This window comes from Alloyangia mangrovi (assembly GCF_002300555.2).
Classification (GTDB): Bacteria; Pseudomonadota; Alphaproteobacteria; order Rhodobacterales; family Rhodobacteraceae; genus Salipiger; species Salipiger mangrovi.
Map to the genome: position 1 here is coordinate 109,382 of NZ_NTHN02000010.1, position 20,530 is coordinate 129,911.

Annotated in this window: 23 protein-coding genes, 1 tRNA gene and 2 pseudogenes; 19 read left to right on the forward strand and 7 right to left on the reverse strand. The window is 69.8% G+C overall.

Translation table 11 applies throughout. The features are described 5' to 3' along the window. Window positions 1-270: 270 nt before the first annotated feature. A tRNA-Thr gene (locus tag CLG85_RS07915) sits at window positions 271-345 on the reverse strand. A 135-nt stretch (window positions 346-480) separates the two neighbouring features. On the opposite strand from CLG85_RS07915, the gene CLG85_RS07920 reads away from it, so the two are divergent. The 3 genes from CLG85_RS07920 to CLG85_RS07930 are packed head-to-tail and all read left to right on the forward strand — an operon-like array spanning window position 481 to window position 2,389. Then, window positions 481-654 carry a hypothetical protein gene (locus CLG85_RS07920; protein ID WP_176476625.1) on the forward strand — a complete coding sequence of 58 codons (174 nt, stop codon included), beginning with the start codon at window positions 481-483 and terminating at the stop codon, window positions 652-654. Further along, the gene (gene murA / locus CLG85_RS07925; protein ID WP_095882846.1) at window positions 654-1,925 is read left to right on the forward strand and encodes a UDP-N-acetylglucosamine 1-carboxyvinyltransferase; all 1,272 of its coding nucleotides are present in this window, start codon (window positions 654-656) and stop codon (window positions 1,923-1,925) included. The genes CLG85_RS07920 and murA overlap by 1 nt, the downstream gene beginning before the upstream one ends. After that, window positions 1,922-2,389, forward strand: a complete 468-nt coding sequence (locus CLG85_RS07930) for a DUF2948 family protein (RefSeq protein ID WP_176476624.1) — start codon at window positions 1,922-1,924, stop codon at window positions 2,387-2,389. The genes murA and CLG85_RS07930 overlap by 4 nt, the downstream gene beginning before the upstream one ends. A gap of 90 nt (window positions 2,390-2,479) precedes the next feature. Here the strand turns inward: CLG85_RS07930 and CLG85_RS07935 are convergent, their stop codons facing one another. Then, entirely contained in the window at window positions 2,480-2,905 is a 426-nt protein-coding gene (locus CLG85_RS07935) for a c-type cytochrome (protein WP_375796906.1), read from the reverse strand. 157 nt (window positions 2,906-3,062) lie between these two features. On the opposite strand from CLG85_RS07935, the gene hisD reads away from it, so the two are divergent. The 13 genes and pseudogenes from hisD to CLG85_RS08000 all read left to right on the forward strand — a co-directional run bounded on the left by hisD (window position 3,063) and on the right by CLG85_RS08000 (window position 12,398). Then, window positions 3,063-4,364: a histidinol dehydrogenase gene (hisD, locus tag CLG85_RS07940; protein WP_095882844.1), complete on the forward strand. Its 1,302-nt coding sequence runs from the start codon at window positions 3,063-3,065 to the stop codon at window positions 4,362-4,364. A 109-nt stretch (window positions 4,365-4,473) separates the two neighbouring features. Then, complete coding sequence (locus CLG85_RS07945) at window positions 4,474-4,953, forward strand: UPF0262 family protein (protein WP_095882843.1); 480 nt, start codon at window positions 4,474-4,476, stop codon at window positions 4,951-4,953. Window positions 4,954-4,957: 4 nt separating this feature from the next. Next, window positions 4,958-5,404, forward strand: coding sequence for an arsenate-mycothiol transferase ArsC (locus CLG85_RS07950; protein ID WP_095882842.1), 447 nt, complete (start codon window positions 4,958-4,960; stop codon window positions 5,402-5,404). Next, window positions 5,401-5,799, forward strand: coding sequence for a ketosteroid isomerase-related protein (locus CLG85_RS07955; RefSeq protein ID WP_235865431.1), 399 nt, complete (start codon window positions 5,401-5,403; stop codon window positions 5,797-5,799). Before CLG85_RS07950 ends, CLG85_RS07955 begins: the two co-directional genes overlap by 4 nt. Continuing rightward, a complete protein-coding gene (locus CLG85_RS07960; RefSeq protein WP_095882840.1) occupies window positions 5,796-6,404 on the forward strand; it encodes a GNAT family N-acetyltransferase in 609 nt (202 codons plus the stop codon). Before CLG85_RS07955 ends, CLG85_RS07960 begins: the two co-directional genes overlap by 4 nt. 136 nt (window positions 6,405-6,540) lie before the next feature. Further along, window positions 6,541-7,425 (forward strand): carbon-nitrogen hydrolase family protein, encoded by an 885-nt coding sequence (locus CLG85_RS07965; protein WP_095882839.1) that lies wholly within the window; start codon window positions 6,541-6,543, stop codon window positions 7,423-7,425. A 108-nt stretch (window positions 7,426-7,533) separates the two neighbouring features. After that, window positions 7,534-7,752, forward strand: a complete 219-nt coding sequence (gene infA / locus CLG85_RS07970) for a translation initiation factor IF-1 (RefSeq protein WP_005978431.1) — start codon at window positions 7,534-7,536, stop codon at window positions 7,750-7,752. Between the two features lie 66 nt (window positions 7,753-7,818). Beyond that, window positions 7,819-8,397 (forward strand): Maf family protein, encoded by a 579-nt coding sequence (locus tag CLG85_RS07975; RefSeq protein WP_095882838.1) that lies wholly within the window; start codon window positions 7,819-7,821, stop codon window positions 8,395-8,397. A 15-nt stretch (window positions 8,398-8,412) separates the two neighbouring features. After that, complete coding sequence (locus CLG85_RS07980) at window positions 8,413-9,456, forward strand: ribonuclease E/G (protein ID WP_224843731.1); 1,044 nt, start codon at window positions 8,413-8,415, stop codon at window positions 9,454-9,456. Beyond that, a complete protein-coding gene (locus CLG85_RS07985) occupies window positions 9,453-9,641 on the forward strand; it encodes a DNA gyrase inhibitor YacG (protein ID WP_260348679.1) in 189 nt (62 codons plus the stop codon). Before CLG85_RS07980 ends, CLG85_RS07985 begins: the two co-directional genes overlap by 4 nt. A gap of 192 nt (window positions 9,642-9,833) precedes the next feature. After that, window positions 9,834-10,571 carry a 5-oxoprolinase subunit B family protein gene (locus tag CLG85_RS07990; protein WP_260348680.1) on the forward strand — a complete coding sequence of 246 codons (738 nt, stop codon included), beginning with the start codon at window positions 9,834-9,836 and terminating at the stop codon, window positions 10,569-10,571. Between the two features lie 8 nt (window positions 10,572-10,579). After that, window positions 10,580-11,594, forward strand: a pseudogene (locus CLG85_RS07995) (5-oxoprolinase subunit C family protein). Between the two features lie 27 nt (window positions 11,595-11,621). Further along, on the forward strand, window positions 11,622-12,398 hold the full coding sequence (locus tag CLG85_RS08000) for a LamB/YcsF family protein (protein ID WP_095884355.1): 777 nt from the start codon (window positions 11,622-11,624) through the stop codon (window positions 12,396-12,398). A gap of 33 nt (window positions 12,399-12,431) precedes the next feature. Here CLG85_RS08000 and CLG85_RS08005 read toward each other — a convergent pair whose 3' ends face one another. The 5 genes and pseudogenes from CLG85_RS08005 to CLG85_RS08025 all read right to left on the reverse strand — a co-directional run bounded on the left by CLG85_RS08005 (window position 12,432) and on the right by CLG85_RS08025 (window position 18,464). Then, window positions 12,432-13,463 (reverse strand): siderophore-interacting protein, encoded by a 1,032-nt coding sequence (locus CLG85_RS08005; RefSeq protein WP_095884354.1) that lies wholly within the window; start codon window positions 13,461-13,463, stop codon window positions 12,432-12,434. Window positions 13,464-13,477: 14 nt separating this feature from the next. After that, on the reverse strand, window positions 13,478-14,278 hold the full coding sequence (locus CLG85_RS08010) for an ABC transporter ATP-binding protein (protein ID WP_260348681.1): 801 nt from the start codon (window positions 14,276-14,278) through the stop codon (window positions 13,478-13,480). Continuing rightward, window positions 14,275-16,235 (reverse strand): annotated as a pseudogene (locus CLG85_RS28005) (iron chelate uptake ABC transporter family permease subunit). Before CLG85_RS28005 ends, CLG85_RS08010 begins: the two are co-directional and overlap by 4 nt. After that, window positions 16,235-17,236 carry an ABC transporter substrate-binding protein gene (locus CLG85_RS08020; RefSeq protein WP_260348682.1) on the reverse strand — a complete coding sequence of 334 codons (1,002 nt, stop codon included), beginning with the start codon at window positions 17,234-17,236 and terminating at the stop codon, window positions 16,235-16,237. The pseudogene CLG85_RS28005 and the gene CLG85_RS08020 overlap by 1 nt, the downstream one beginning before the upstream one ends. Window positions 17,237-17,429: 193 nt before the next feature. After that, window positions 17,430-18,464 carry a zinc ABC transporter substrate-binding protein gene (locus tag CLG85_RS08025; RefSeq protein ID WP_260348683.1) on the reverse strand — a complete coding sequence of 345 codons (1,035 nt, stop codon included), beginning with the start codon at window positions 18,462-18,464 and terminating at the stop codon, window positions 17,430-17,432. A 149-nt stretch (window positions 18,465-18,613) separates the two neighbouring features. Here CLG85_RS08025 and CLG85_RS08030 point away from each other — a divergent pair, with 149 nt between their 5' ends. The 3 genes from CLG85_RS08030 to CLG85_RS08040 form a co-directional block, all read left to right on the forward strand. After that, complete coding sequence (locus CLG85_RS08030) at window positions 18,614-19,105, forward strand: transcriptional repressor (protein ID WP_095884189.1); 492 nt, start codon at window positions 18,614-18,616, stop codon at window positions 19,103-19,105. Further along, a complete protein-coding gene (locus tag CLG85_RS08035; RefSeq protein WP_260348684.1) occupies window positions 19,102-19,875 on the forward strand; it encodes an ATP-binding cassette domain-containing protein in 774 nt (257 codons plus the stop codon). The genes CLG85_RS08030 and CLG85_RS08035 overlap by 4 nt, the downstream gene beginning before the upstream one ends. Then, on the forward strand, window positions 19,875-20,530 hold a 656-nt coding region (locus CLG85_RS08040; protein WP_260348685.1), incomplete at its 3' end, for a metal ABC transporter permease. The genes CLG85_RS08035 and CLG85_RS08040, both read left to right, overlap by 1 nt.

Here is a 20,530-nt window from a genome sequence, read left to right on the forward strand (position 1 = left end):
CGGAATTGGGTGACGCAGGGGCCGCTTCGCGAGGGTCGGAAAGCGGCCTCGATCCGGGGTCTTTGGGGTGCCCCGACGGCAGCTCTGCGCGCGCTGCCGGAAGGCGCTCGGAGCGTCCGGGCGACGGTCTGCACTAGGGCCCTGATTTACAGGGACAGGCGCACGCAGATCCCGGCGCGATCACGCGGAAACCCATGTACCGGGTCAAAAAAACGCCAACGACCGCCGGGGGCGGTTTGTCGTGAAGTCTAGCAATTTCAGGGGTTTAAGTGGTGCTGCTGGACAGGATTGAACTGTCGACCTCTCCCTTACCAAGGGAGTGCTCTACCACTGAGCTACAGCAGCGCCGGTTCGCCTTTCGAAGCGTCCGCGCTAGGTTGCGTCGGTGTGCCTCGTGGCGTGGCGCGGTGTCTAAGGGCAAACGCCGAGGGGTGCAAGCGCAATCTGGACGGTTTTTTGCCTCTCAAGTAAAGAAAGTTCATGGAGCCGAAAAACAGCCCCCGAATTTCCCCCGCGCAGGAGCGCGAAACCCGTCTAAAAGCCGCGCTGAAGGCGAATCTCGCCCGGCGCAAGGCGCAGGCCAAGGCGCGCAACGTAGCGTCAACAGAAGAAAACAAGCCCGAAGACGGGCCGAGCAGTGAAAAGGACAGTTAATGGATTCGATCGTCGTCACGGGCAACGGCCCGCTTTCGGGACAGATTCCGATCGCCGGGGCGAAGAACGCCTGCCTCACGCTGATGCCGGCGACGCTGCTGTCCGACCAGCCGCTCACCCTCACCAACGCGCCGCGCCTGTCGGACATCCGCACCATGACGCTGCTTCTGCAGTCGCTCGGCGCCGAGGTGCAGGCGCTGCACGACGGGCAGGTGCTGGCTATGTCGAGCCACGCGCTGACCTCGACCCGCGCCGATTATGACATCGTGCGCAAGATGCGCGCCTCGATCCTCGTGCTCGGCCCGCTGCTGGCGCGCTTCGGCCATGCCGAGGTCTCGCTGCCCGGCGGCTGTGCCATCGGCGCGCGCCCCGTGGACCTGCACCTCAAGGCGCTCGAGGCTATGGGCGCCGAGCTCGACCTGCGCGAGGGCTATGTGCATGCCAAGGCGCCCTCGGGCGGGCTCAAGGGCGGCATTGTCGAGTTCCCCTTCGCCTCGGTCGGCGCCACCGAGAACGCGCTGATGGCCGCAACACTGGCCAAGGGCACCACGGTGATCAGGAACGCCGCGCGCGAGCCCGAGATCGTCGACCTGGCGCAGTGCCTGCGCAAGATGGGCGCGCAGATCGAGGGCGAGGGCAGCTCGACCATCGAGATCCAGGGCGTCGAGACGCTGGGCGGCGCGACCCACCGGGTGGTCACCGACCGCATCGAACTCGGCACCTACATGCTTGCCCCGGCGATCTGCGGCGGCGAGGTGGAATGCCTCGGCGGCACGATCGCGCTGGTCGAGAGTTTCTGCGCGAAGCTCGACGAGGCGGGCATCTCGGTCGAGGAAACCCCGACCGGCCTCAAGGTGGCGCGCAAGAACGGCCGGGTGAAGGCCGTGGACGTGACCACCGAGCCCTTCCCGGGCTTCCCGACCGACCTGCAGGCACAGATGATGGCGCTGCTCTGCACCGCCGAGGGCGAGAGCGTGCTGGAAGAGAAGATCTTCGAGAACCGGTTCATGCACGCCCCCGAGCTGCTGCGCATGGGCGCCAGGATCGACGTGCACGGCGGCACCGCGCGGGTCACCGGGGTCAGCAAGCTGAAGGGGGCGCCGGTTATGGCCACCGATCTGCGGGCCTCGGTCTCGCTGATCCTCGCGGGCCTAGCCGCAGAGGGCGAAACCGTGGTAAGCCGTGTGTATCATCTGGACCGCGGCTACGAGCACGTGGTCCGCAAGCTGCGCGGCGTGGGCGCCAAGATCGAACGGGTGAAGGGCGAGTGACCGAAGACGCAAGATTCGAGGACGCGGGCGGGCAGCCGCTCAATCTCGGGGCGATGGATCCCGAGGATCTGCAGGTGCTCTCGGCGCTGGTGCAGGATGCAGTGCTGACCGTGGCCGACGTGGCCTGGGAAAAGCGCCACCAGCGGCTGGCGCTGCTGATCAACCGGCTGCGCCGCGAGGACGGGCAGCATGTCTCTCCGCCCGAACGGGTCCGGTCGCTGCTGGTGATCGAGAACGTGCTGAAGGTCGGGGCGCAGGGCATCGATCCCGGTGAGAAGGACACGGTGCTGTCGCTGCTCGCGGTGAATTTCGAGCCCGGGGCAGAGGGCAGCGGCCACGTCGAGCTGACCTTCGCCGGCGACGGCGCGCTGCGGGCCGAGGTCGAAGCGCTTGAGCTGCGGCTCAAGGATGTGACCCGGCCCTACACCGCGATCTCGGGTCAGGTGCCGGACCACGGCGCCTGATCGCGGCGCGGGGCGCCACGAGCGATAGCCATAGGAGACGCGGGCGAAGGCGAGACCTCGCGCCCGCGTCTTTCATTTGCCGGACGGTGCCTATTGCGCCTGCAGCGACTCGACGTATTCCGCCAGCGCCAGGATGCGCCCGCGGGTGACGATCTCGCTCGCGTAGGCACCGATCTCGCCGGAAAGGTCCTCCTTGAAGCGCGCGCCCCACACCGGCATCGGCCCGCCGTGGCCGCGCGTGCCCGCGCGCCCGTCGATGGTCTGGATCACCTTGAGCAGCGGAAAAGCCCCGTCGTTCTGAGCGCTGATCTGGGTCAGATCCGCGGGGGTGACGGTCAGGAACTCGGCCAGCGGCCCGTCACCGGCGCCGCCTTCGCCGTGGCAGGTCGCGCAGGCGTTCATGTATTCGGTCATGCCCGCTTCCTGGGCCTGGGCGGCCGCCGCGAGGCAGATGGGGAGCAGAATCACCCCTATCGCTCTGAATTTCATAATGTCCTCCTCGAAATGTGCCGGCATCCTCCCATGCCGGTTCAAAGATATTCAGCCGCCGACATATGTCTGTCACTGATCCATATCATACCGCGCGCCGGGACTGCCTTCGCGCTGCGGCCGTCTCAAGGCTTGAGCCGCGCTGCGCTTCTCTCTAAGCAATGCCGCGACAAGGAGACCGCCCATGCCCGTCTTTCTCGACACGACCGATCCGGATTTCGAGCTGGAGTTCGCCCAGCTGCTCAGCGCCAAGCGCGAGGACAGCCCCGATGTGGATGACATCGTCGCGGGCATCATCGCCGATGTGCGCGCGCGCGGTGACGCGGCGGTGCTCGAGCTGACGGCAAAGTTCGACCGGCTCGAGCTCGAGGCGGCGGGGCTGCGCTTCACGCCCGAGGAGATCGACGCCTATTGCGCGCAGGTGCCCGAGGCCGAGCGCGCCGCGCTCGAGACTGCGGCCGAGCGGATCCGCGCCTACCACGTGCGGCAGATGCCCGAGGATGCGCAATGGACCGACCCCGATGGCGCGACCCTCGGCTGGCGCTGGACCCCGGTCTCCGCCGCCGGTCTCTACGTGCCGGGCGGTCTGGCGAGCTATCCCTCCTCGGTGCTGATGAACGCCATTCCCGCCAAGGTGGCCGGGGTGGAGCGGCTCTGCATCGCCGTGCCGACCCCCGATGGCATCGCCAACCCGCTGGTGCTGCTGGCGGCGCGCATCGCCGGGGTCGACGAGATCTACCGTATCGGCGGGGCGCAGGCGATCGCCGCGCTCGCCTATGGCACCGAGAGCATCGCCCCGGTGGACAAGATCACCGGCCCGGGCAACGCCTTTGTCGCCGCCGCCAAGCGGCGGGTCTTCGGCAAGGTCGGCATCGACATGATCGCCGGCCCGTCCGAGATCCTCGTCATCGCGGATGGCGACAACGATCCCGAGTTCATCGCCCTCGACCTGCTCAGCCAGGCCGAGCACGACGAGAGCGCCCAGTCGATCCTGATCACCCCCGATGCCGGCTTCGCCCAGAAGGTGGCCGACGAGGTTGCCCGGCAACTCGAGGTGCTGGAGCGCCGCGGCATCGCCGGCGCCAGCTGGCGCGATTTCGGCGCGGTGATCATCACCCGCGATCTGGACGAGGCGGCGGCGCTGTCGAACCGCGTCGCGCCCGAGCACCTCGAACTCTGCGTCGCCGAGCCCGAGGCGCTGTCCGAGAAGATCCGCCACGCCGGTGCGATCTTCCTCGGCCAATGGACCCCCGAGGCGATCGGTGATTACGTCGGCGGGCCGAACCACGTGCTGCCCACCGCGCGCTCGGCGCGTTTCTCCTCGGGTCTGTCGGTGCTCGACTTCGTCAAGCGCACCACGCTGGCCAAGATGTCGCCCGAGGCGCTGCGCGCCATCGGTCCCGCTGCCGAGGTGCTGGCCAGCTCGGAAAGCCTGCAGGCGCACGGCCTGTCGGTGAGCGCGCGGCTGCGCAAGCTCAACGGCTGATCGTCCGGGGGCAGGGGCGTCGCGGTCTCGGGCCCATGAGTCGCAAGTCGCATTGCCCCATCCCCGCGCATTGGCTACAGATTCCGGAGCCGCAGCCGAGGACGCGCCCATGAGCACCATCGCCCGCATCGAGCTTGACGACGCCAACCTGCCGCCTCCAACCCCGGAGATCGAGCAGGAGCGTCGCGTCGCGATGTTCGACCTCATGGAGGACAACAGCTTCAGCCTGCCGGCGCGCAACGGCCGCGACGTGCCCGCCGGCCCCTATGCACTCGGCCTGTCGATCCGCGACAAGCGGCTGGTCTTCGATATCACCACCGAGGGCGGCGATCCGGCGGCCGAGTTCCATCTCTCGCTCGCGCCGTTCCGGCAGGTGGTGAAGGACTACTTCCAGATCTGCAAAAGCTACTTCGATGCGGTGAAGAGCGCCGCGCCGAGCCAGATCGAAACCATCGACATGGCCCGCCGCGGCATCCACAACGAGGGCGCGCGCATCCTGCAGGAACGGCTCGAGGGCAAGGCCGAGGTCGACATAGACACCGCGCGGCGCCTCTTCACCCTCATCTGCGTGCTGCATTTCGGGGGCTGACCGCGTGCCGAAGCTGCCGCAATCGGTGCTCTTCTGCTGCGATCACAACGCGGTGCGCTCGCCCATGGCGGAGGGCATCATGAAAAAGCTCTACGGGCAGGGCACCTACGTGCAGTCCGTCGGCGTGGTGAACGACCTCGAGATCGACGGCTTCGCAATCGCCGTCTGCCAGGAGATCGGCGTCGAGCTCTCGCGCCACCGTTCGCGCAGCTTCGAGGAGCTCGAGGAGATGGGCGAGGCCCTGTCGGGGTTCGATCTCATCGTCGCCATGTCGCCCGCCTCGCAGCGCGCCGCGCTGGATCTGACCCGCTTCTTCCACCTGACGGTGGAATACTGGCCGATCATGGATCCCACGGGGCTCGGCGAGACCCGAGAAACCAAGCTCAACGCCTACCGCCAGACCCGCGACCAGATTTACGACAAGCTCAAGACCCGATGGGGAGACACATGACGGCCACCGAAACGATCCAAGCCTATTTCGCCGCCTTCAACGCCAAGGACACCGAGGGCATGCTCGAGCTGCTCTCGGCGGACATCGCCCATCACGTGAACGAGGGGCAGATCCGCTCGGGCAAGACCAAGTTCGCCGAGTTCTGCGCCCACATGTCCCACTGCTACGACGAAAACCTGACCGACTTGGTGATCTTCGAGGCCGAGGGCGGCACCCGCGCCGCCGCCGAGTTCACGGTGAACGGCACTTACCTGCGCACCGACGCCGGCCTTCCCGAGGCGAAGGGCCAGACATACCACCTGCCCGCGGGCTCCTTCTTCTCGCTCGAGAACGGCAAGATCACCCGGGTCGTCACCTACTACAATCTCGCCGACTGGATCCGGCAGGTCTCGTGACCACGGTGACCGAGGTACGCGTACTGACCGGCGCGGCGCTGGATTCGGCGCTCGATGACGTGGCGCGGCTGCGCATCGCGGTGTTCCGCGACTGGCCCTATCTCTATGACGGAGATCTGGGATACGAGCGGCGCTACCTCGAAAGCTACCGCACCAGTGCCGGGGCGGTGCTGGTCGGTGCCTTCGAGGGGAAGCGCCTCGTCGGTGCCGCCACCGGCACGCCGATGGAGGATCACGCCGAGGATTTCGCCGCGCCCTTCGTCGCCACCGGGCTCGCGCTGGCCGACATCTTCTACTGCGCCGAGTCGGTGCTGCTGCCCGAGGCCCGCGGGCAGGGCGTCGGCCATCGCTTCTTCGAGGCGCGCGAGAAACACGCCCGCGCCCTCGGCCGCCGCTACAGCGCCTTCTGCGCCGTGCAACGCCCGGCCGATCACCCTTTGCGCCCGGCCGCCTACACCCCGCTCGATCCGTTCTGGCGCAAGCGCGGCTATGCGCCGCTCGAGGGGGTCATCGCCCGGTTCCGCTGGCGCGATGTGGATCAGGACGCGCAGACCGACCACGCCCTGCAATTCTGGCTCCGCGACCTTGCCAAGGACGCCGCCTGAGCAATTCTTCTAGGGACAAATATCCCGGGGGAGTCCGCGCAGCGGACGGGGGCAGAGCCCCCTCTTGCCTGAACGCGCGCCCGTGGCGCGCAGGGGCAGCGCCTGCAGAACTCCTAGCCAGCCAAGGACACCACGCATGAAGATCGCCACCGCCGCCTACCCTATGGACTTCCTCGAGGACTGGGACGCCTATGCCGCCAAGATCGAGACCTGGGTCTCCGAGGCGGCGGGGCAGGGCGCCGAGCTCATGGTCTTCCCCGAGTACGGCTCGATGGAGATCGCGACGCTGGCGGGCCGTGCCGCTGCTGGCGATCTTGAGGCCTCGCTGCACGCCGTCTCCGAGCGCATGCCGCAGGTGGACGCGCTGCATTCGGACCTCGCGGGCAAGTACAGGGCCCATATCCTCGCCGCCTCCGCCCCGGTCTTCGACGACGCAATCGGCCCGCGCCCGGTCAACCGCGCGCGCTTTTTCGCGCCCGGCGGCGGCATGGAGTTCCAGGACAAGCAGATCATGACCCGCTTCGAGCGCGAGGACTGGCACGTGGTGGGCGGCGCGCCGCTGCATCTCTTCGACACGGCACTCGGCAAGATCGGCATCCTCATCTGCTACGACAGCGAGTACCCGCTGCTCGGCCGGGCGCTGCGCGACGCCGAGCTCCTGCTCGTGCCCTCCTGTACCGAGGCGCTGGCGGGCTATTCCCGGGTGCGCATCGGTGCCATGGCGCGCGCACTCGAGCAGCAGTGCGTTGCGGTAATGTCCTCGACCGTCGGCAGCTGCGACTGGTCCGAGGCGGTGGACACCAACATGGGCATGGGCGGCGTCTTCTGCCCGCCCGACACGGGCTTTCCTGCCACCGGGGTGATCGCCGAGGGCCAGCTCGGCCAGCCCGGCTGGACCTACGCCGAGGTTGACCTTGACGCCGTCGCCCGGGTCCGTAACCATGGTGTCGTGCTGAACCGCAGCCACTGGGACGATCAGTCCGGCCGCGACGGCCCCGTGACCCTGCGGGCGCTGCGCTAGAGCCTATTCCCGACAATCTGCAATTGTGGTCTTGAAAATTGTGCCGTTTGGGCGCATATGCATCCGCGTTCCGCGAAAGTCAGCGGAACTGCATTTTCAGGAGAAAGCATGGCCAAGGAAGATACGCTCGAATTTCCCGGTGTCGTGAAGGAACTCCTGCCCAACGCGACGTTTCGGGTCGAGCTTGAGAACGGCCATGAGATCATCGCGCACACGGCAGGCAAGATGCGGAAAAACCGCATCCGGGTTCTTGCCGGCGACAAGGTTCAGGTGGAAATGACGCCCTATGATCTGACCAAGGGCCGGATCAACTACCGCTTCAAGTAATTCCGCATGACCCGGAATCTCATGGCGGATCCCGCGTTCCCTGATATGGACACGGGAGGTCCGCGCATGAAACTCGTCCTCGGCTCCGGTTCGCCCCGGCGGCGCGACCTGCTCGCGCAGCTCGGCGTGGTGCCGGGCGACATCCGCCCGCCCGACATCGACGAAGACCCGATGCCGGGCGAGCTGCCACGCCCCTACTGCGTGCGGCTCGCGCGCGAGAAGGCGCAGGCGATTCCCTCCGCAGATGACGAGATCGTGCTCGCTGCCGACACCACCGTCGCGCTCGGGCGCCGTATCCTCGGCAAGCCCCGCGACGCGGGCGAGGCCGCGGAGTTTCTCACCAAGCTCTCCGGTCGTCGCCACAGGGTGATCACCGCCGTCGCGGTGCGCCGTGGCGGGCGCCTCTGGGAGCGGGACGTCGTCACCCAGGTGCAGATGAAGAACCTCTCCAACGAGGAGCTCAACGCCTACCTCGCCTCGGGCGACTGGCAGGGCAAGGCCGGGGGCTACGGCATCCAGGGCCTCGCCGGGGCGTTCATCCCGTGGATCAACGGCAGCTTCACCTCGGTCGTCGGCCTGCCGCTGGCCGAGACCGCGAACCTGCTGCTCGCGGCGGGCTACCCGCTGTACAAACCCGCAGACTGACCAAAGGGGCCTCGCATGAAGGGACGCACCATCGCGCTCGACCACCTCGGCGAGGCGGAAGCCGCCGCGCTGATCGTCGACGGCAAGCTCGAGGACCTGCTGATCGAGAGCGATCACGCGCGCCCGGGCACCATCTACCGCGGCATTGCGCAGCGCCCGATGAAGGGGCAGGGCGGCATGTTCCTCGACACGCCCGAGGGCTCGGCCTTCCTACGGCAGGTCAAGGGGCTCGCGCCCGGCCAGCCGCTGATCGTGCAGGTCACCGGTTTTGCCGAACCCGGCAAGGCGATCCCGGTCACCACCCGCATCCTCTTCAAGTCGCGCTACGCCATCGTCACCCCCGGTGCGCCGGGGCTCAATATCTCGCGCCGGATCAAGGACGAGGATGTTCGCGAGCGCCTGCTGGAGGTCGCCCACGAGGTTATGCCAGGCGCCAAGGAAGCCGAGAACGGGTTGATCCTGCGCTCCTCCTGCGCCGAGGGCGACCTCGATGATATCGCCGAGGACATCGCCGCCATGGCCCAGCTCTGCGAGCAGGTGATGGGGGATGTATCGGGAAAGGCCGAGCTGCTGGTCGAGGGCGACGGGCCGCACGCGCTGGCGTGGCGCGAATGGGAAGACGCCGACGTGGACGCCGAGCCCGGTGCCTTCGAGCGCCACGACGTGCACGAGATGATCGCCGCCCTGCAGCGCCCGCATGTACCGCTGCCCGGGGGCGGGTCGATGAGCGTCGAGCCCACCCGCGCGCTGGTCGCGGTCGACGTCAACACCGGCGGCGACACCTCGCCGGCGGCGGGGCTCAAGGCCAATATCGCCGCCCTGCGCGAGCTGCCCCGGCAGCTGCGTCTGCGCGGCCTTGGCGGGCAGGTCATCGTCGATCCCGCGCCGATCCCGAAGAAGGAGCGTCGCCAGCTCGAGACCGTGCTGCGCGCGGCGCTCAAGACCGATGCCACCGAAACCATCCTCGCGGGCTGGACCCAGCTGGGGCTCATGGAGCTGCAGCGCAAGCGCGAGCGCGTGCCGCTGAGCGAGGTGCTGAAACCTGGGATGCTGCCATGAGCTGTCCGATCTGCGCCAAGCCGACCGACGAGAAGTACCGCCCCTTTTGCTCGAAGCGCTGCGCCGATGTCGATCTGGCGAAGTGGATGTCGGGCAGCTACGCCGTGCCCTCCGAGGATCCACAGGACGTCGAAGAGGCGATCGAGCTCGCCGAGCGCGAACGCGCCAAGCAGACGCGGCACTGACCCGGCGCGGGCGGAGGATCTGCCCCTGCGGCTCACAGAGCGGCGAAACCGGATGCAGGGGGCGCTGCCCCCGCCGCGCTGCGCGCGCCTCCCCCGGGATATTTTTGCCCAGAAGAAACGCAGGGCAGGTCGCGGGGGCGGCGAGGACTATTGCCTGTTGCAGCGGCGCGGGACATCGCTAACGTCCGGCGCATGACTGACACGACCTCCTATCCCCTGCTGCGCACCGCCGGCATCGACGGCATGCTGGTGAGCTTCGGCGCCCGGCTCGGCGAAGCCGCCAACCGTGCCGCGCTGGCCTTCCGTGCATCGCTCGAACGCGAAAGCTGGGAGGGGGTGGAGGAGATTTCCTCTTCGCTGGTCTCGGCCTATCTGCGCTTCGATCCACTGGCGCTGGACCACGCCACGCTCGAGGCGCGGCTGCGCGCGCTCATGGCGTCGCGCGATTGGCTGCAGGCGGAACTGCCGCATGGGCGGCGACTGCACCGAATTCCCACCGTTTATGGCGGCAGCCTCGCGCCGCAGCTCGCCGAGGCGGCGCAGGTGGCGGGGATGTCCGAGGCCGAGGCGGTGGCCTCGCTCAGCTCGGCGCGGGTGCGTGTGACGGCGCTCGGCTTCGCGCCCGGCCAGCCCTATCTGGGCGAGCTGCCCGAGGTCTGGAACATCCCGCGCCAGCAGGCGCTCACCCCGCGCGTGCCGCAGGGGGCGCTGGTGCTGGCGATCCGGCAATTTGTCATCTTCTCGGTGACCGCGCCGACCGGCTGGCGACACGTCGGCCAGACCGCGGCGCCGCTGTTCCGGCTGGGGGCCGAGCGCCCCTTCCTGCTGGCGCCGGGCGACGAGGTGGAATTCCCGCAGGTCTCGGAGGAGGTCTTTGCCCGGATGCAAGCCGATCCCGACGGCGGGGCGAGCTGGGAGGCAATGCCATGACCGGGACCCTGCGCCGCGAGCTGATCGTGCATCGCGCCGGGCCGGCGGTGACCGTGCAGGACGGCGGGCGTCCGGGGTGGATCGCTTACGGGCTGTCGCGCGGCGGCGCCATGGACCGCATGGCGCTGGCCGAGGCCGCGGCGCTGCTCGGGCAGGGCGAGAGCGCGGCGCTGGAGATGGCCGGCATTGGCGGGCGTTTCGAGGCCGGCTGCGACCTGCGCATCGCCCTGACCGGCGCGCCGATGCGGGCCAGCATCGACGGATCGCCGGTGACCTGGCACGCCTGTCACGCCCTGCCGAAGGGCGCGGTGCTGGAGATCGGGCCGCTGCAGGCCGGGGCCTATGGGTATCTTTCGGTGGGCGGGGGGCTAATGCCCGAGGAGATTCTCGGCGCGGTCTCAGCCCATCTCACGGCCGGGCTCGGGCGGGCGGTCGAGGCTGGCGACCGCATTCCCGTGGGCGCCGACCGGGGCGGCGCCGTGGCGCGGCGTCTGGCGGTCGCCGACCGCTTCTCGGGCGGCGTGCTGCGCGTGGTCGAGAGCCTGCAGACCCGGCTCTTCCCCGACGCGCAGCGCGCCCGTCTCGAAACCACCCGCTTCACCCGCGACGCCCGTGCCAACCGCATGGGCGCGAAGGTGGTGCCCGACGGCGCGCCTTTCGGCGTCGAGGGCGGGCTCTCGGTGGTCTCGGAGATCATCACCCCCGGCGACATCCAGGTGACCGGCGACGGCGCGCCCTTCGTGCTGCTGGCCGAATGCCAGACGACGGGGGGGCTATCCGCGCATCGCCACGGTCATTCCCGCCGACCTGCCGCGCATCGCGCAGGCGCCCGCCGGGGCAGAGCTGCGCTTCCGCTTCGTGTCGATGGAGGAAGCGCTGGCGGCCGAGGCCGCCTATCGCACGACGCTGAAAGAGCTGCCGCGCCGGGTCGAGCCGCTGGTGCGGCACCCAGCCGACGTGCCGGACCTTCTGGGCTACAAGCTGGTCAGCGGGTTTTCCAACGGCGAACATCACGATCACTAGACACGACAGGCAAAAGGGGAGCGCAGGATGACCAGCGTCGATCTCAACGCGGATATGGGTGAAAGCTTTGGCCCCTGGGTCATGGGGCAGGACGCGGCGCTGCTGGAGGTGATCACCTCGGCCAATATCGCCTGTGGCTTCCATGCCAGCGATCCCGATGTCATGGCAGCGACGATGAAGCTTGCCGTCGACAACGGCACCGGCATCGGCGCGCATCCGGGCTTTCCGGACCTGCAGGGCTTTGGCCGGCGGCGGATGCAACTCTCCCCGGCCAGCCTGCGCAACCTGACCGCCTACCAGCTCGGTGCCGCTCAGGCGATGGCGGGCATGGCCGGCGGCAAGGTGCGGCACCTCAAGCTGCACGGCGCGCTGGCCAACATGTGCGCCGAGGACAAGGCCATGGCGCTGGCCGCCTACGAGGGCGCGCTCTCGGTCGATCCCGAGATCATCGTCATGGTGCTGGCGGCGACGCAGCAGCAGGCGGCAGTCGAGGAACTGGGCTGCCGCTGGGCGGGGGAAATCTTTGCCGACCGCGCCTATAACGACGACGCGACGCTGGTGGACCGCTCGCTGCCGGGCGCGGTGATCCACGATGCCGAGCTGGCTGCCGCGCGCATGGTCAGGATGGTGCAGGCCGGGGCGATCCTCACCGAGAGCGGCAAGCACATCCCGGCGGCGGTGGATACGATCTGCCTGCATGGCGACGGCAAGACGGCGCTGCAGATCGCCCGCGCGGTGCGCGCGGCGCTCGAAGGCGCGGGCGTGACGCTGGAGGTCTTCCCGGGGCGCACCGGCGGCGTCTGAGCGGGCGGCGTCTGAGCGCCGGGGACGTCCGGCTCAGCCCTTGACCCAATAGGCCGAGAAATACCCCTGCTCGCGCGGCAGCCCGAGGGCCTTGAACCGGACCTTGGCGGCGCGGACGACGGATTTCTCGGCGGCGACCCAGACGAACTGGCTGTCCTCGATGCCGGTGACCTCGTCCAGCGCGGCGGTGAGCCCGCCGCCGTGGTCCCGGGGGATCCACCGCAGGTCCATGCCTTCTGGCAGGGTCAGCGCGGGGCGGTCGTGCTCGGAGGCGGTCTCGAGGAGCACCGTGCCGCGTCGGCCTGCCGGCGACTGCTCGAGGATGCGCCGGATGGCGGGCAGGGCGGTCTCGTCCCCGGCCAGCAGGATGTGTGCCGCCTCGGGGAAATCACCGCCGCCCGGCCCCATCACGCCCACGGTCTCGCCCGGCGCCGCGCGCCGCGCCCAGTCGGTGGTGCGCCCGCCCTCATGCTCGAAGATGTCGAAGGCAAAACGCCCCGCCTCGGCGTCGAGCCAGACAAAGGTATAGGCCGCCCGGTGCAACGCGCAGGCGCCGTCGGGCCAGATGGTGCGGCCCTGTTCGGTCAGTTCGGGCCAGCGTGGGCTGGTCCCCTCGGGTGGCAGCAGCAGCGAGAAATGCATGCCGCCCTGCTGCAGGGCTGCGATGCCCTCGCAGGCCATCTCGATCCGCAGGAAGTTCGGCGTGATCCGCCGCGTGCCGAGCACCGTGGCAAGGTGGAAATTCGGCGGGGTGCGGGCGGCGTCGACGCCGCTCCAGGCCATGCGCGCGCTGGCCTCGGGCAAGGCCACATCGAGGAAGTAGATCACGCTCTCTCGGCATTGATGCAGGGGCACCTCGCCCTCGGCGGCGATCTGCACGGCGAAGCCGGCGTGGTCGAGCTTCAGGTCGATCTCGGCCTGGGCGTAGCGGGCGGTCAGCTGCTGTCCGCTTTGCTGCAGTGGGATTCCGTATTCCTCGAGCTGCGCGCGCAGGCGGGTGACGAAACCCTCGGGCACGGGACCGTCGAAGCGGCTGGCAGAGATGGATCGGTCGGTCAGAGCCATGGGGTGCCTCTTGCTCAGAGCGGGATGATCATCGGCGTGCCGGTCACCGGGTCGGGATCGACGCGGGCGGCAAGGCCGAAGGCAATGTGCAGGTGGGCGGGCGTCAGCACCTCCCAGGGGGTGCCGGTGGCCACGAGCCCGTCGCGACCCAGCAGCACCAGCCGGTCGGAGAAGCGCGCGGCGAGGTTGAGGTCGTGCAGCACCGAGACCACCGTCAGCCCGGCCTCGCGGTTGCGGCGGCGCAGCAGCGCCAGCACGTCGATCTGGTGGACGAGGTCGAGGTAGGTTGTCGGCTCGTCGAGCAGCAGGAGCGGCGCCGATTGCGCCAGCACCAGCGCGATCCACGCCCGCTGGCGCTGGCCGCCGGAAAGCTCGCCGATGGGGCGGTCGGAAAATTCGGTCATCTGCACGGCGGCAAGCGCCTCGGCGCAGGCCGCGGCGTCCTCGTCGCGCCAGGGGGTGAAGAGGCCCCGCCATGGCGTGCGGCCGCGCTTGACGAGGTCGGCGACGGTGATCCCCTCGGGGGCGATGGGGCTCTGCGGCAGGATCGCCAACTCGCGGGCCAGCGCGCGGGTGTCGAGGCGGTGGATGTCCTCGCCGTCGAGCAGGACGCGCCCGGCGGAGGGCGCGAGCAGCCGCGCCATGGCGCGCAGCAGTGTCGACTTGCCGCAGCCGTTGGGGCCGAGGATCGCGGTCATCTCGCCGCGCGGCAGCGCGAGCGACAGCTCCGAGATCACCGGGCGCTCGGCGTAGCCCAGCGAGAGGCGCTCGGCTTGGAGGCCGCTTTCGGGGCCGGTCCGCAGATCGAGGGTCATAGCTCGCCTTTCTCCATTTCGCGCGACAGGCGCCAGAGCAGGTAGGGGGCACCCAGAAGGCCGGTCATCACCCCGGCGGGCAGCTGGATGCCCGGCAGCGCCGCGCGGGCGGCAAGGTCGGACACCACCAGCACCAGCGCGCCGGTGCCGGCGGCGGAGAGCATCCGCCCCGGGAGCCGCCGCGCCCGGGTGATCCGCGCGCCAAGAGGGCCGGACATCAGCGCGATGAAGGCACCGGACCGGCCACCGCCACGCCCGCCGCCGCCAGCAGCACAGCAGTTCCCGCGAGTGCCATGCGCGCCCGCCCGACGCGCAGCCCGAGCCCGGCTGCGAGGTCTTCGCCCAGCTCCAGCGCCGCGAGGCGGCGCAGCTGCGCCAGCGCCAGCGCGGCGAGCAGGGCGCCGATCCCCCAGACCTGCGCGACGTGGCTCCAGTCGCGCGCCGCCAGCGAGCCGGTGAGCCAGCGCTGCGCCTCGGCGGCCTGCGAGTGCGGCAGCAGGGTCAGCAGGAAGCTCGACAACGCCGAGGCGATGAAGCCGATGCCGAGGCCGACGAGGATCATCGTCAACGGCGGCGTCGCATGGCCCCTGCGCTGCGAGAGCAGCGCGACCAGCAACGCCGCGACCAGCCCGCCACCCGCGGCCAGCAGCGGCGGCGGCAGGGTAAGGCCGAGGGCGATGGCGGCGATGATCGTCAGTCCGGCGCCGGCGGTGAAGCCCATGATGTCGGGTGCCGCCAGCGGATTGCGGAAGAGCGCCTGGAAAAGCGCGCCCGACAGGCCCAGCACCGCTCCGGCGCCGAGCGCGGTCATCACCCGCGGGCCGCGGATCGTGCCCAGCACCAGCGCGCCGGGACCCTCGCCGGTGCTCAGCCCCTGCCAAAGCAGGGTGGGGCTCAGCCGGACCGGCCCCAGCATCAGCGCCGCAAGCGTCGCGGCGAGCAGCAGCAGGCAGAGGGCAAGCGCGCGTCTCATGCGGTGGCCCCGGGGCGCAGGCGGCGGGCCACCCAGAGGAACACCGGCCCGCCGATCAGCGCCGTCATGATCCCAGCGCGGACCTCGGCGGGCGGCATGACCACCCGGCCCAGCGTGTCGGCGAAAAGAAGGAGAGCCGCGCCCAGCAGGGCTGAGGCCAGCAGCTCGCGGCGCAGCGCGTGGCCCGCAACGAGGCGGGCAAGCGGCGGCACCATCAGCCCGAGGAAGGCGATCGGTCCGGCGACCGCCACGGCGGCGCCGGTGCAGAGCGTGACCACGGCCAGCCGCCGCCGGCCCGCACCCGGCGCGGCTTGGTCCGAGCCCGCGCGACAGGGCCGAGCCGAGCGAGAGCGCCTCGATCTGCGGCGCGACGGCCAGCGCGAAGACACCCCCGGCGCCGGCGATCAATGCCATTTCCAGGAGCGGGCGGCTGGCGGCTTGGGTCAGCGAGCCTGCAACCCAGAAGCGGAACATGTCGAGCGTGTCCTGCCGGATCAGAACGATGGCGGTGACCAGCGACAGCAGCAGCGCGTTCAGCGCCGCCCCCGCCAGCGTCAGCCGAACCGGTCCCACGTCGCCGCGCAGTCCGCCGCCCAGGATGAACACCAGCGCCGAGGCCAGCGCCGCTCCGGGGAAGGTGAGCAGCGCCACCGAGGCTGCGTCCGAGGTGCCCAGCACCGTCGCCCCGATCAGCAGCGCAAAGGCGGCGCCCGAATTCACCCCGAGGATGCCCGGGTCAGCGAGCGGGTTGCGGGTCATCACCTGCATGACGGTGCCCGCGATGCCGAGCGCGCCGCCCGCGATCAGCCCCGCCGCGAGCCGCGGCAGGCGGATCGCCATCAGGGTCACGTGATCGGCGTTGGTCGGATCGTAGGCGCGCAGGGCCTCCAGCGCCACGGCGGGAGTCACCGGTCGCGCGCCCACCGAGAGGGCGAGACCCAGCGCCAGCGCCAGCAGCGCGAGAAGGCCGAGCAGCCGGAGCATCAGAGCAGGCCAGCCTCTTTGGCACTCGGCACCACCGTCGCCGGATCGCCGTCGACGGCGGCGGCGATCTCGGGCTCCAACCGCTCCAGCGCATAGGGCATCGACAGCACGCTGCCGAAGGAGAGCGCGCCCGAGAGCAGCGCATCGCAGAAGGCCTCGCGCCCCTCGGTGTAGGCGCGCAGGGTGCGGCGCATGGCGAGGGCGGCGAGATCGTCTGTCTCGCCGCCGCCGGATATCCACAGCAGGAGGTTGGCGTCGATGGGCGAGAGGTCCTCGGGCGAGAGCGCGGTGTAGAAACCGTCGGAGCCCTGCATCTGCGTCAGCGGCTCGGGCAGGTGGAAGCCCATCTCGCGCAGTACCTGCGCCCGACTGTCGCCGCCGAGGAAGGCGCTGGTCTGCCCGCCCTCGTGCCAGGCGCAGACGGCACTCTGGCCCTGCCAGTCGGGGTGGCGGGCGCGCAGCGCCTCGAATTGGCCGCGCAGGTCGGCGATCAGTGTCTCGGCCCGCTCCGAGGTGCCGGTGGCGCGGGCGAGCATGCGCAACTCGGCGTCCCAGGGCATGCCGTAAGTGGTGTACTCGGGCGCCTGCATCAGAACGGGAGCGATCTGCGACAGGAGCGCGTATTCGGCTTCCGAGATGCCCGACCCGATGCCGACGATCAGGTCGGGGACGAGGCTGGCGACGGTCTCGATCGAGACCTCGCCGGTCATCAGCACCGGCTGTGCCGTGCCAAGCTGCGGCTGCGCCCAGGGCCAGACGCCATAGGGGTGGTCGCCGTACCAGTAGCGGATCGCCTGTGGAATGACGCCGAGGGCCAGCAGGCTGTCCTGCGAGGTGTAGCCCAGCGAGACGACGCGGCTGGCCGGTGAGGTGAGGACCGTCTCGCCATAGGCATGCTCGAAGCGCAGCTCCTCGGCGGCATGCAGCCTGGGGGCTGAGAGCAGGCTGGCGGCCCCGGCAAGGAAGCCACGGCGGCTGAGAGGGGCGAGGGGCGTGTTCATCCGGTCTCCTTGCGCGGCAGTGACGCCGTGAGTTCCGGGAGGCCCGGGACCGAGGGGTCCGAGGCCGGCAAAGCCCGGCGACGCGGCGCCCGCGTCCTTTATCCAAGCTAATTAGTCGGGAAATGAGGCAAGGAAAAGCCCCTTTGCCACCAAGGCAAAGGGGCGTCGCGCAGCTGTGCGTGGAGGATCGGGATTATTGAGCCGCGCAGGTCGCGATGCGCTGCGCCATGTCCTCGATCAGTGCGGGGTAGAAGCCGGCGCCGGGTTCGAGCGTGGCGCCGAGCGGGTCGAGCTCGGCCACCGGGGTGCCGGCGCCCTCGGTCACCGCGGCGATGAGGCGCGGGTCGAATTGCGGCTCGGCGAAGACGCAGGCGGTGTCGGCGCCGCTCAGCGCATCGCGCAGCGCGTCGAGACGGGCCGGGCTGGGGGCGGTGGCATCCGAAAGCGAGATTGCGCCCAGCACGGTCAGGCCGAAACTGTCCTCGTAGTACTGGAAGGCGTCGTGGAAGACGACGAAGCGTGCGCCCTGCACCGGGGCGAGCGTGGCCTCGGCGGCGGCGCGGGCCTCGGCGATGCGGGCCCGCGCGGCCTCGGCATTGGCAGCGTAGGTCTGCGCGTTCTCGGGATCCCGCTCCGAGAGGGCCCCGGCGATCGCGGTCAGCCAGGTCGCGGCGTTGTCGACCGAGAGCCAGGCATGGGGGTCGTCGCCCTCGTGGTGGTGGTCGCCGGCCTCATGCGCGTGGTCGCCATGATCGTGATCGTGATCGTCATTCCCGTGATCCTCGTGCGCCTCTTCGTCATGCCCGTCGTGATCGCGCGAATCCTCGTCATGGTCATCATGCGCGCCGTGGTCGTGATCATCATGTGCGCCGGGTTCTGCGAAGAGCACATCGTTGCGTGCCGCGAGGTGCCGGGTACCGGGCAGGTCGAAGAGCGAGATCGCGGTGTCCGCCTGTGCGATCGAGTCGATCTTGCGGGCGAGGTCGGGGCTCAGCTCCTCGCCGATCCAGAAGACAAGGTCGGCCTGCTGCAGGGCGCGGGCCTCGGAGGGCTTGAGGGCGTGGCTGTGCGGCGAGGCGCTGGCGGGGATCAGCTGCTCCGGCGTGCCGAGATCGCCCATCACGCTGGCCACCAGCCCCTGCACGGGGGCGATGTCGGTGACCACCTTGGGCACCTCGGCAAAGGCGGGGCTGGCGAGCAGCAGGGCGGGGAGGAGGGAGCGGTACATCGGGGCCTCTTACGTGGTGCTTTCAGAATCGGAGCATGTTATAACGTAACAATAAGTGGGCTTGATATCGGCAACACTATAACATATCAACCCCCATCTACCGCGTCACCGATCACGGGGGCGAGATGTCAGACATCAGGGCAGGCGACATGACAGAGCACAGCGATCCGCTCGGCTTCACCCATCACGACCACGCGCATTGCCGCGAAAGCGCGTTGCAGGCGGCGGAAGACACCTGCGCCCGTGAGGGGCTGTCGCTGACCAAGCAGCGCCGCCGGGTGCTCGAGCTCTTGCTGCGCAAGCACAAGGCGATGGGCGCCTACGAGCTGCTCGATGCCATGCGCGACGACGGCCAGCCGGCGCAGCCGCCTACCGTCTACCGGGCGCTGGACTTCCTCGTCAGCAATGGCTTCGCGCATAAGATCGAGCGGCTCAACGCCTTCGTCGCCTGCGCCCATCCCGGCGAGCGGCACAAGCCGGCCTTCCTGCTCTGCAGCGCCTGCGGGCTGGTCGCCGAGATGCGCTCGCAGGGTATCGGCGAGGCGGTGAAGGCGGCTGCCGAGGAACTCGATTTCGCGCTCGAGCGCATGGTGGTCGAGGCCGAGGGTCTCTGCCCGCAATGCCGCGGGGCTGCCGCATGAGCCTGATCGAAGCGCGCGGCCTGCAGGTCACGCTGGGCGAACACCCGGTGCTGCAGGGCGTGGATTTCCATGTCGACCCCGGAGAGATCGTCACCATCGTCGGGCCGAACGGCTCGGGCAAGTCGACGCTGCTGCGCACGCTGATCGGCGCGGTGAGGCCGCAGGCGGGCAACATGATGCGCAAGCCCGGGCTCCGTCTCGGCTACGTGCCGCAGAAGCTGCAGATCGACGCCACCCTGCCGCTGACCGTGGCGCGTTTCCTGTCGCTGCCGCATCGGATCAGCCGTGCCGAGGGACGTGCCGCGCTGGAAGAGGCCGGGGCGGGGGCGCTTGAGGAGCGGCCCATGTCGGGCCTCTCGGGCGGGCAGTTCCAGCGCGTGCTGCTGGCGCGGGCGATCCTTGGCAAGCCCGAGGTGCTGCTGCTCGACGAGCCGACGCAGGGGCTCGATCAACCCGGCTCGGCGGCCTTCTACCGGCAGATCGAGCAGATCAGGGCGCGGCTCGGCTGTGCGGTGGTCATGGTCAGCCACGAGCTGCACGTGGTGATGAGCGCCTCGGATCGCGTGGTCTGCCTCAACGGTCACGTCTGCTGCCAGGGGCACCCCGAGACGGTGGCGCAGGCGGCGGAATACCGGGCGCTCTTCGGCACCGGCACCCATGGCGCGCTGGCGCTCTACCGGCACGAGCACACCCACACGCATGACCACGCTCACGGCCACGAGCACGGCCATGACCATTCCCACCATGATCACGCAGGGCACGGGCACTGATGCTGGACGACTTCCTTGTACGCGCGGCGCTGGCGGGGTTCGGCCTTGCCTTGGCGGCGGCACCCCTCGGCTGCTTCGTGTCGTGGCGGCGGATGGCCAATTTCGGCGATGCCACCGCCCACGCGGCGATCCTCGGCGTGGCGCTGTCGCTGGCGCTGTCCTTGCCGGTCTTCGCCGGGACGCTCTTTGTGGCGCTGGTCATGGCGGTGCTGGTCGGTGCGCTGAGCGAGCGCGGGCTCGGTATCGATACCGTGCTCGGCGTGCTGGCGCATGGCGCGCTGGCGATCGGCCTCGTGGCGATCACCTTCGTGCCGGGCGCGCGGCTCGACCTTTCGGCCTATCTCTTCGGCGACATTCTCGCGGTGACGAAAAGCGATCTGCTGGTGATCTGGGGCGGCGCGGCGCTGGTGCTGGCGCTGCTGCTCTGGCGCTGGCAGGCGCTGCTCACCGCGACGCTCTCGCCCGACCTCGCCCATGCCAGCGGCATCGACCCGCGGCTCGAGAGCCGGGTGCTCACCGTGGCGCTGGCGCTCACCGTGGCGGTGGCGATCAAGGTGGTGGGCGTGCTGCTGATCGGGGCGATGCTGCTGATCCCGGCAGCGGCGGCCCGGCCCTTTGCCCGCACGCCCGAGGCGATGGCGCTGGCGGCCGCGGG

What these genes read in the sequence shown, in the direction of transcription:
- CLG85_RS07920 (WP_176476625.1), top strand. Translation starts at nt 481, where the DNA reads ATGGAGCCGAAAAACAGCCCCCGAATTTCCCCCGCGCAGGAGCGCGAA.
- murA (WP_095882846.1), top strand. Translation starts at nt 654, where the DNA reads ATGGATTCGATCGTCGTCACGGGCAACGGCCCGCTTTCGGGACAGATT.
- CLG85_RS07935 (WP_375796906.1), bottom strand. Translation starts at nt 2,905, where the DNA reads ATGCCGGCACATTTCGAGGAGGACATTATGAAATTCAGAGCGATAGGG.
- hisD (WP_095882844.1), top strand. Translation starts at nt 3,063, where the DNA reads ATGCCCGTCTTTCTCGACACGACCGATCCGGATTTCGAGCTGGAGTTC.
- CLG85_RS07945 (WP_095882843.1), top strand. Translation starts at nt 4,474, where the DNA reads ATGAGCACCATCGCCCGCATCGAGCTTGACGACGCCAACCTGCCGCCT.
- CLG85_RS07955 (WP_235865431.1), top strand. Translation starts at nt 5,401, where the DNA reads ATGACGGCCACCGAAACGATCCAAGCCTATTTCGCCGCCTTCAACGCC.
- CLG85_RS07965 (WP_095882839.1), top strand. Translation starts at nt 6,541, where the DNA reads ATGAAGATCGCCACCGCCGCCTACCCTATGGACTTCCTCGAGGACTGG.
- infA (WP_005978431.1), top strand. Translation starts at nt 7,534, where the DNA reads ATGGCCAAGGAAGATACGCTCGAATTTCCCGGTGTCGTGAAGGAACTC.
- CLG85_RS07975 (WP_095882838.1), top strand. Translation starts at nt 7,819, where the DNA reads ATGAAACTCGTCCTCGGCTCCGGTTCGCCCCGGCGGCGCGACCTGCTC.
- CLG85_RS07980 (WP_224843731.1), top strand. Translation starts at nt 8,413, where the DNA reads ATGAAGGGACGCACCATCGCGCTCGACCACCTCGGCGAGGCGGAAGCC.
- CLG85_RS07985 (WP_260348679.1), top strand. Translation starts at nt 9,453, where the DNA reads ATGAGCTGTCCGATCTGCGCCAAGCCGACCGACGAGAAGTACCGCCCC.
- CLG85_RS07990 (WP_260348680.1), top strand. Translation starts at nt 9,834, where the DNA reads ATGACTGACACGACCTCCTATCCCCTGCTGCGCACCGCCGGCATCGAC.
- CLG85_RS08000 (WP_095884355.1), top strand. Translation starts at nt 11,622, where the DNA reads ATGACCAGCGTCGATCTCAACGCGGATATGGGTGAAAGCTTTGGCCCC.
- CLG85_RS08005 (WP_095884354.1), bottom strand. Translation starts at nt 13,463, where the DNA reads ATGGCTCTGACCGACCGATCCATCTCTGCCAGCCGCTTCGACGGTCCC.
- CLG85_RS08010 (WP_260348681.1), bottom strand. Translation starts at nt 14,278, where the DNA reads ATGACCCTCGATCTGCGGACCGGCCCCGAAAGCGGCCTCCAAGCCGAG.
- CLG85_RS08020 (WP_260348682.1), bottom strand. Translation starts at nt 17,236, where the DNA reads ATGAACACGCCCCTCGCCCCTCTCAGCCGCCGTGGCTTCCTTGCCGGG.
- CLG85_RS08025 (WP_260348683.1), bottom strand. Translation starts at nt 18,464, where the DNA reads ATGTACCGCTCCCTCCTCCCCGCCCTGCTGCTCGCCAGCCCCGCCTTT.
- CLG85_RS08030 (WP_095884189.1), top strand. Translation starts at nt 18,614, where the DNA reads ATGACAGAGCACAGCGATCCGCTCGGCTTCACCCATCACGACCACGCG.
- CLG85_RS08035 (WP_260348684.1), top strand. Translation starts at nt 19,102, where the DNA reads ATGAGCCTGATCGAAGCGCGCGGCCTGCAGGTCACGCTGGGCGAACAC.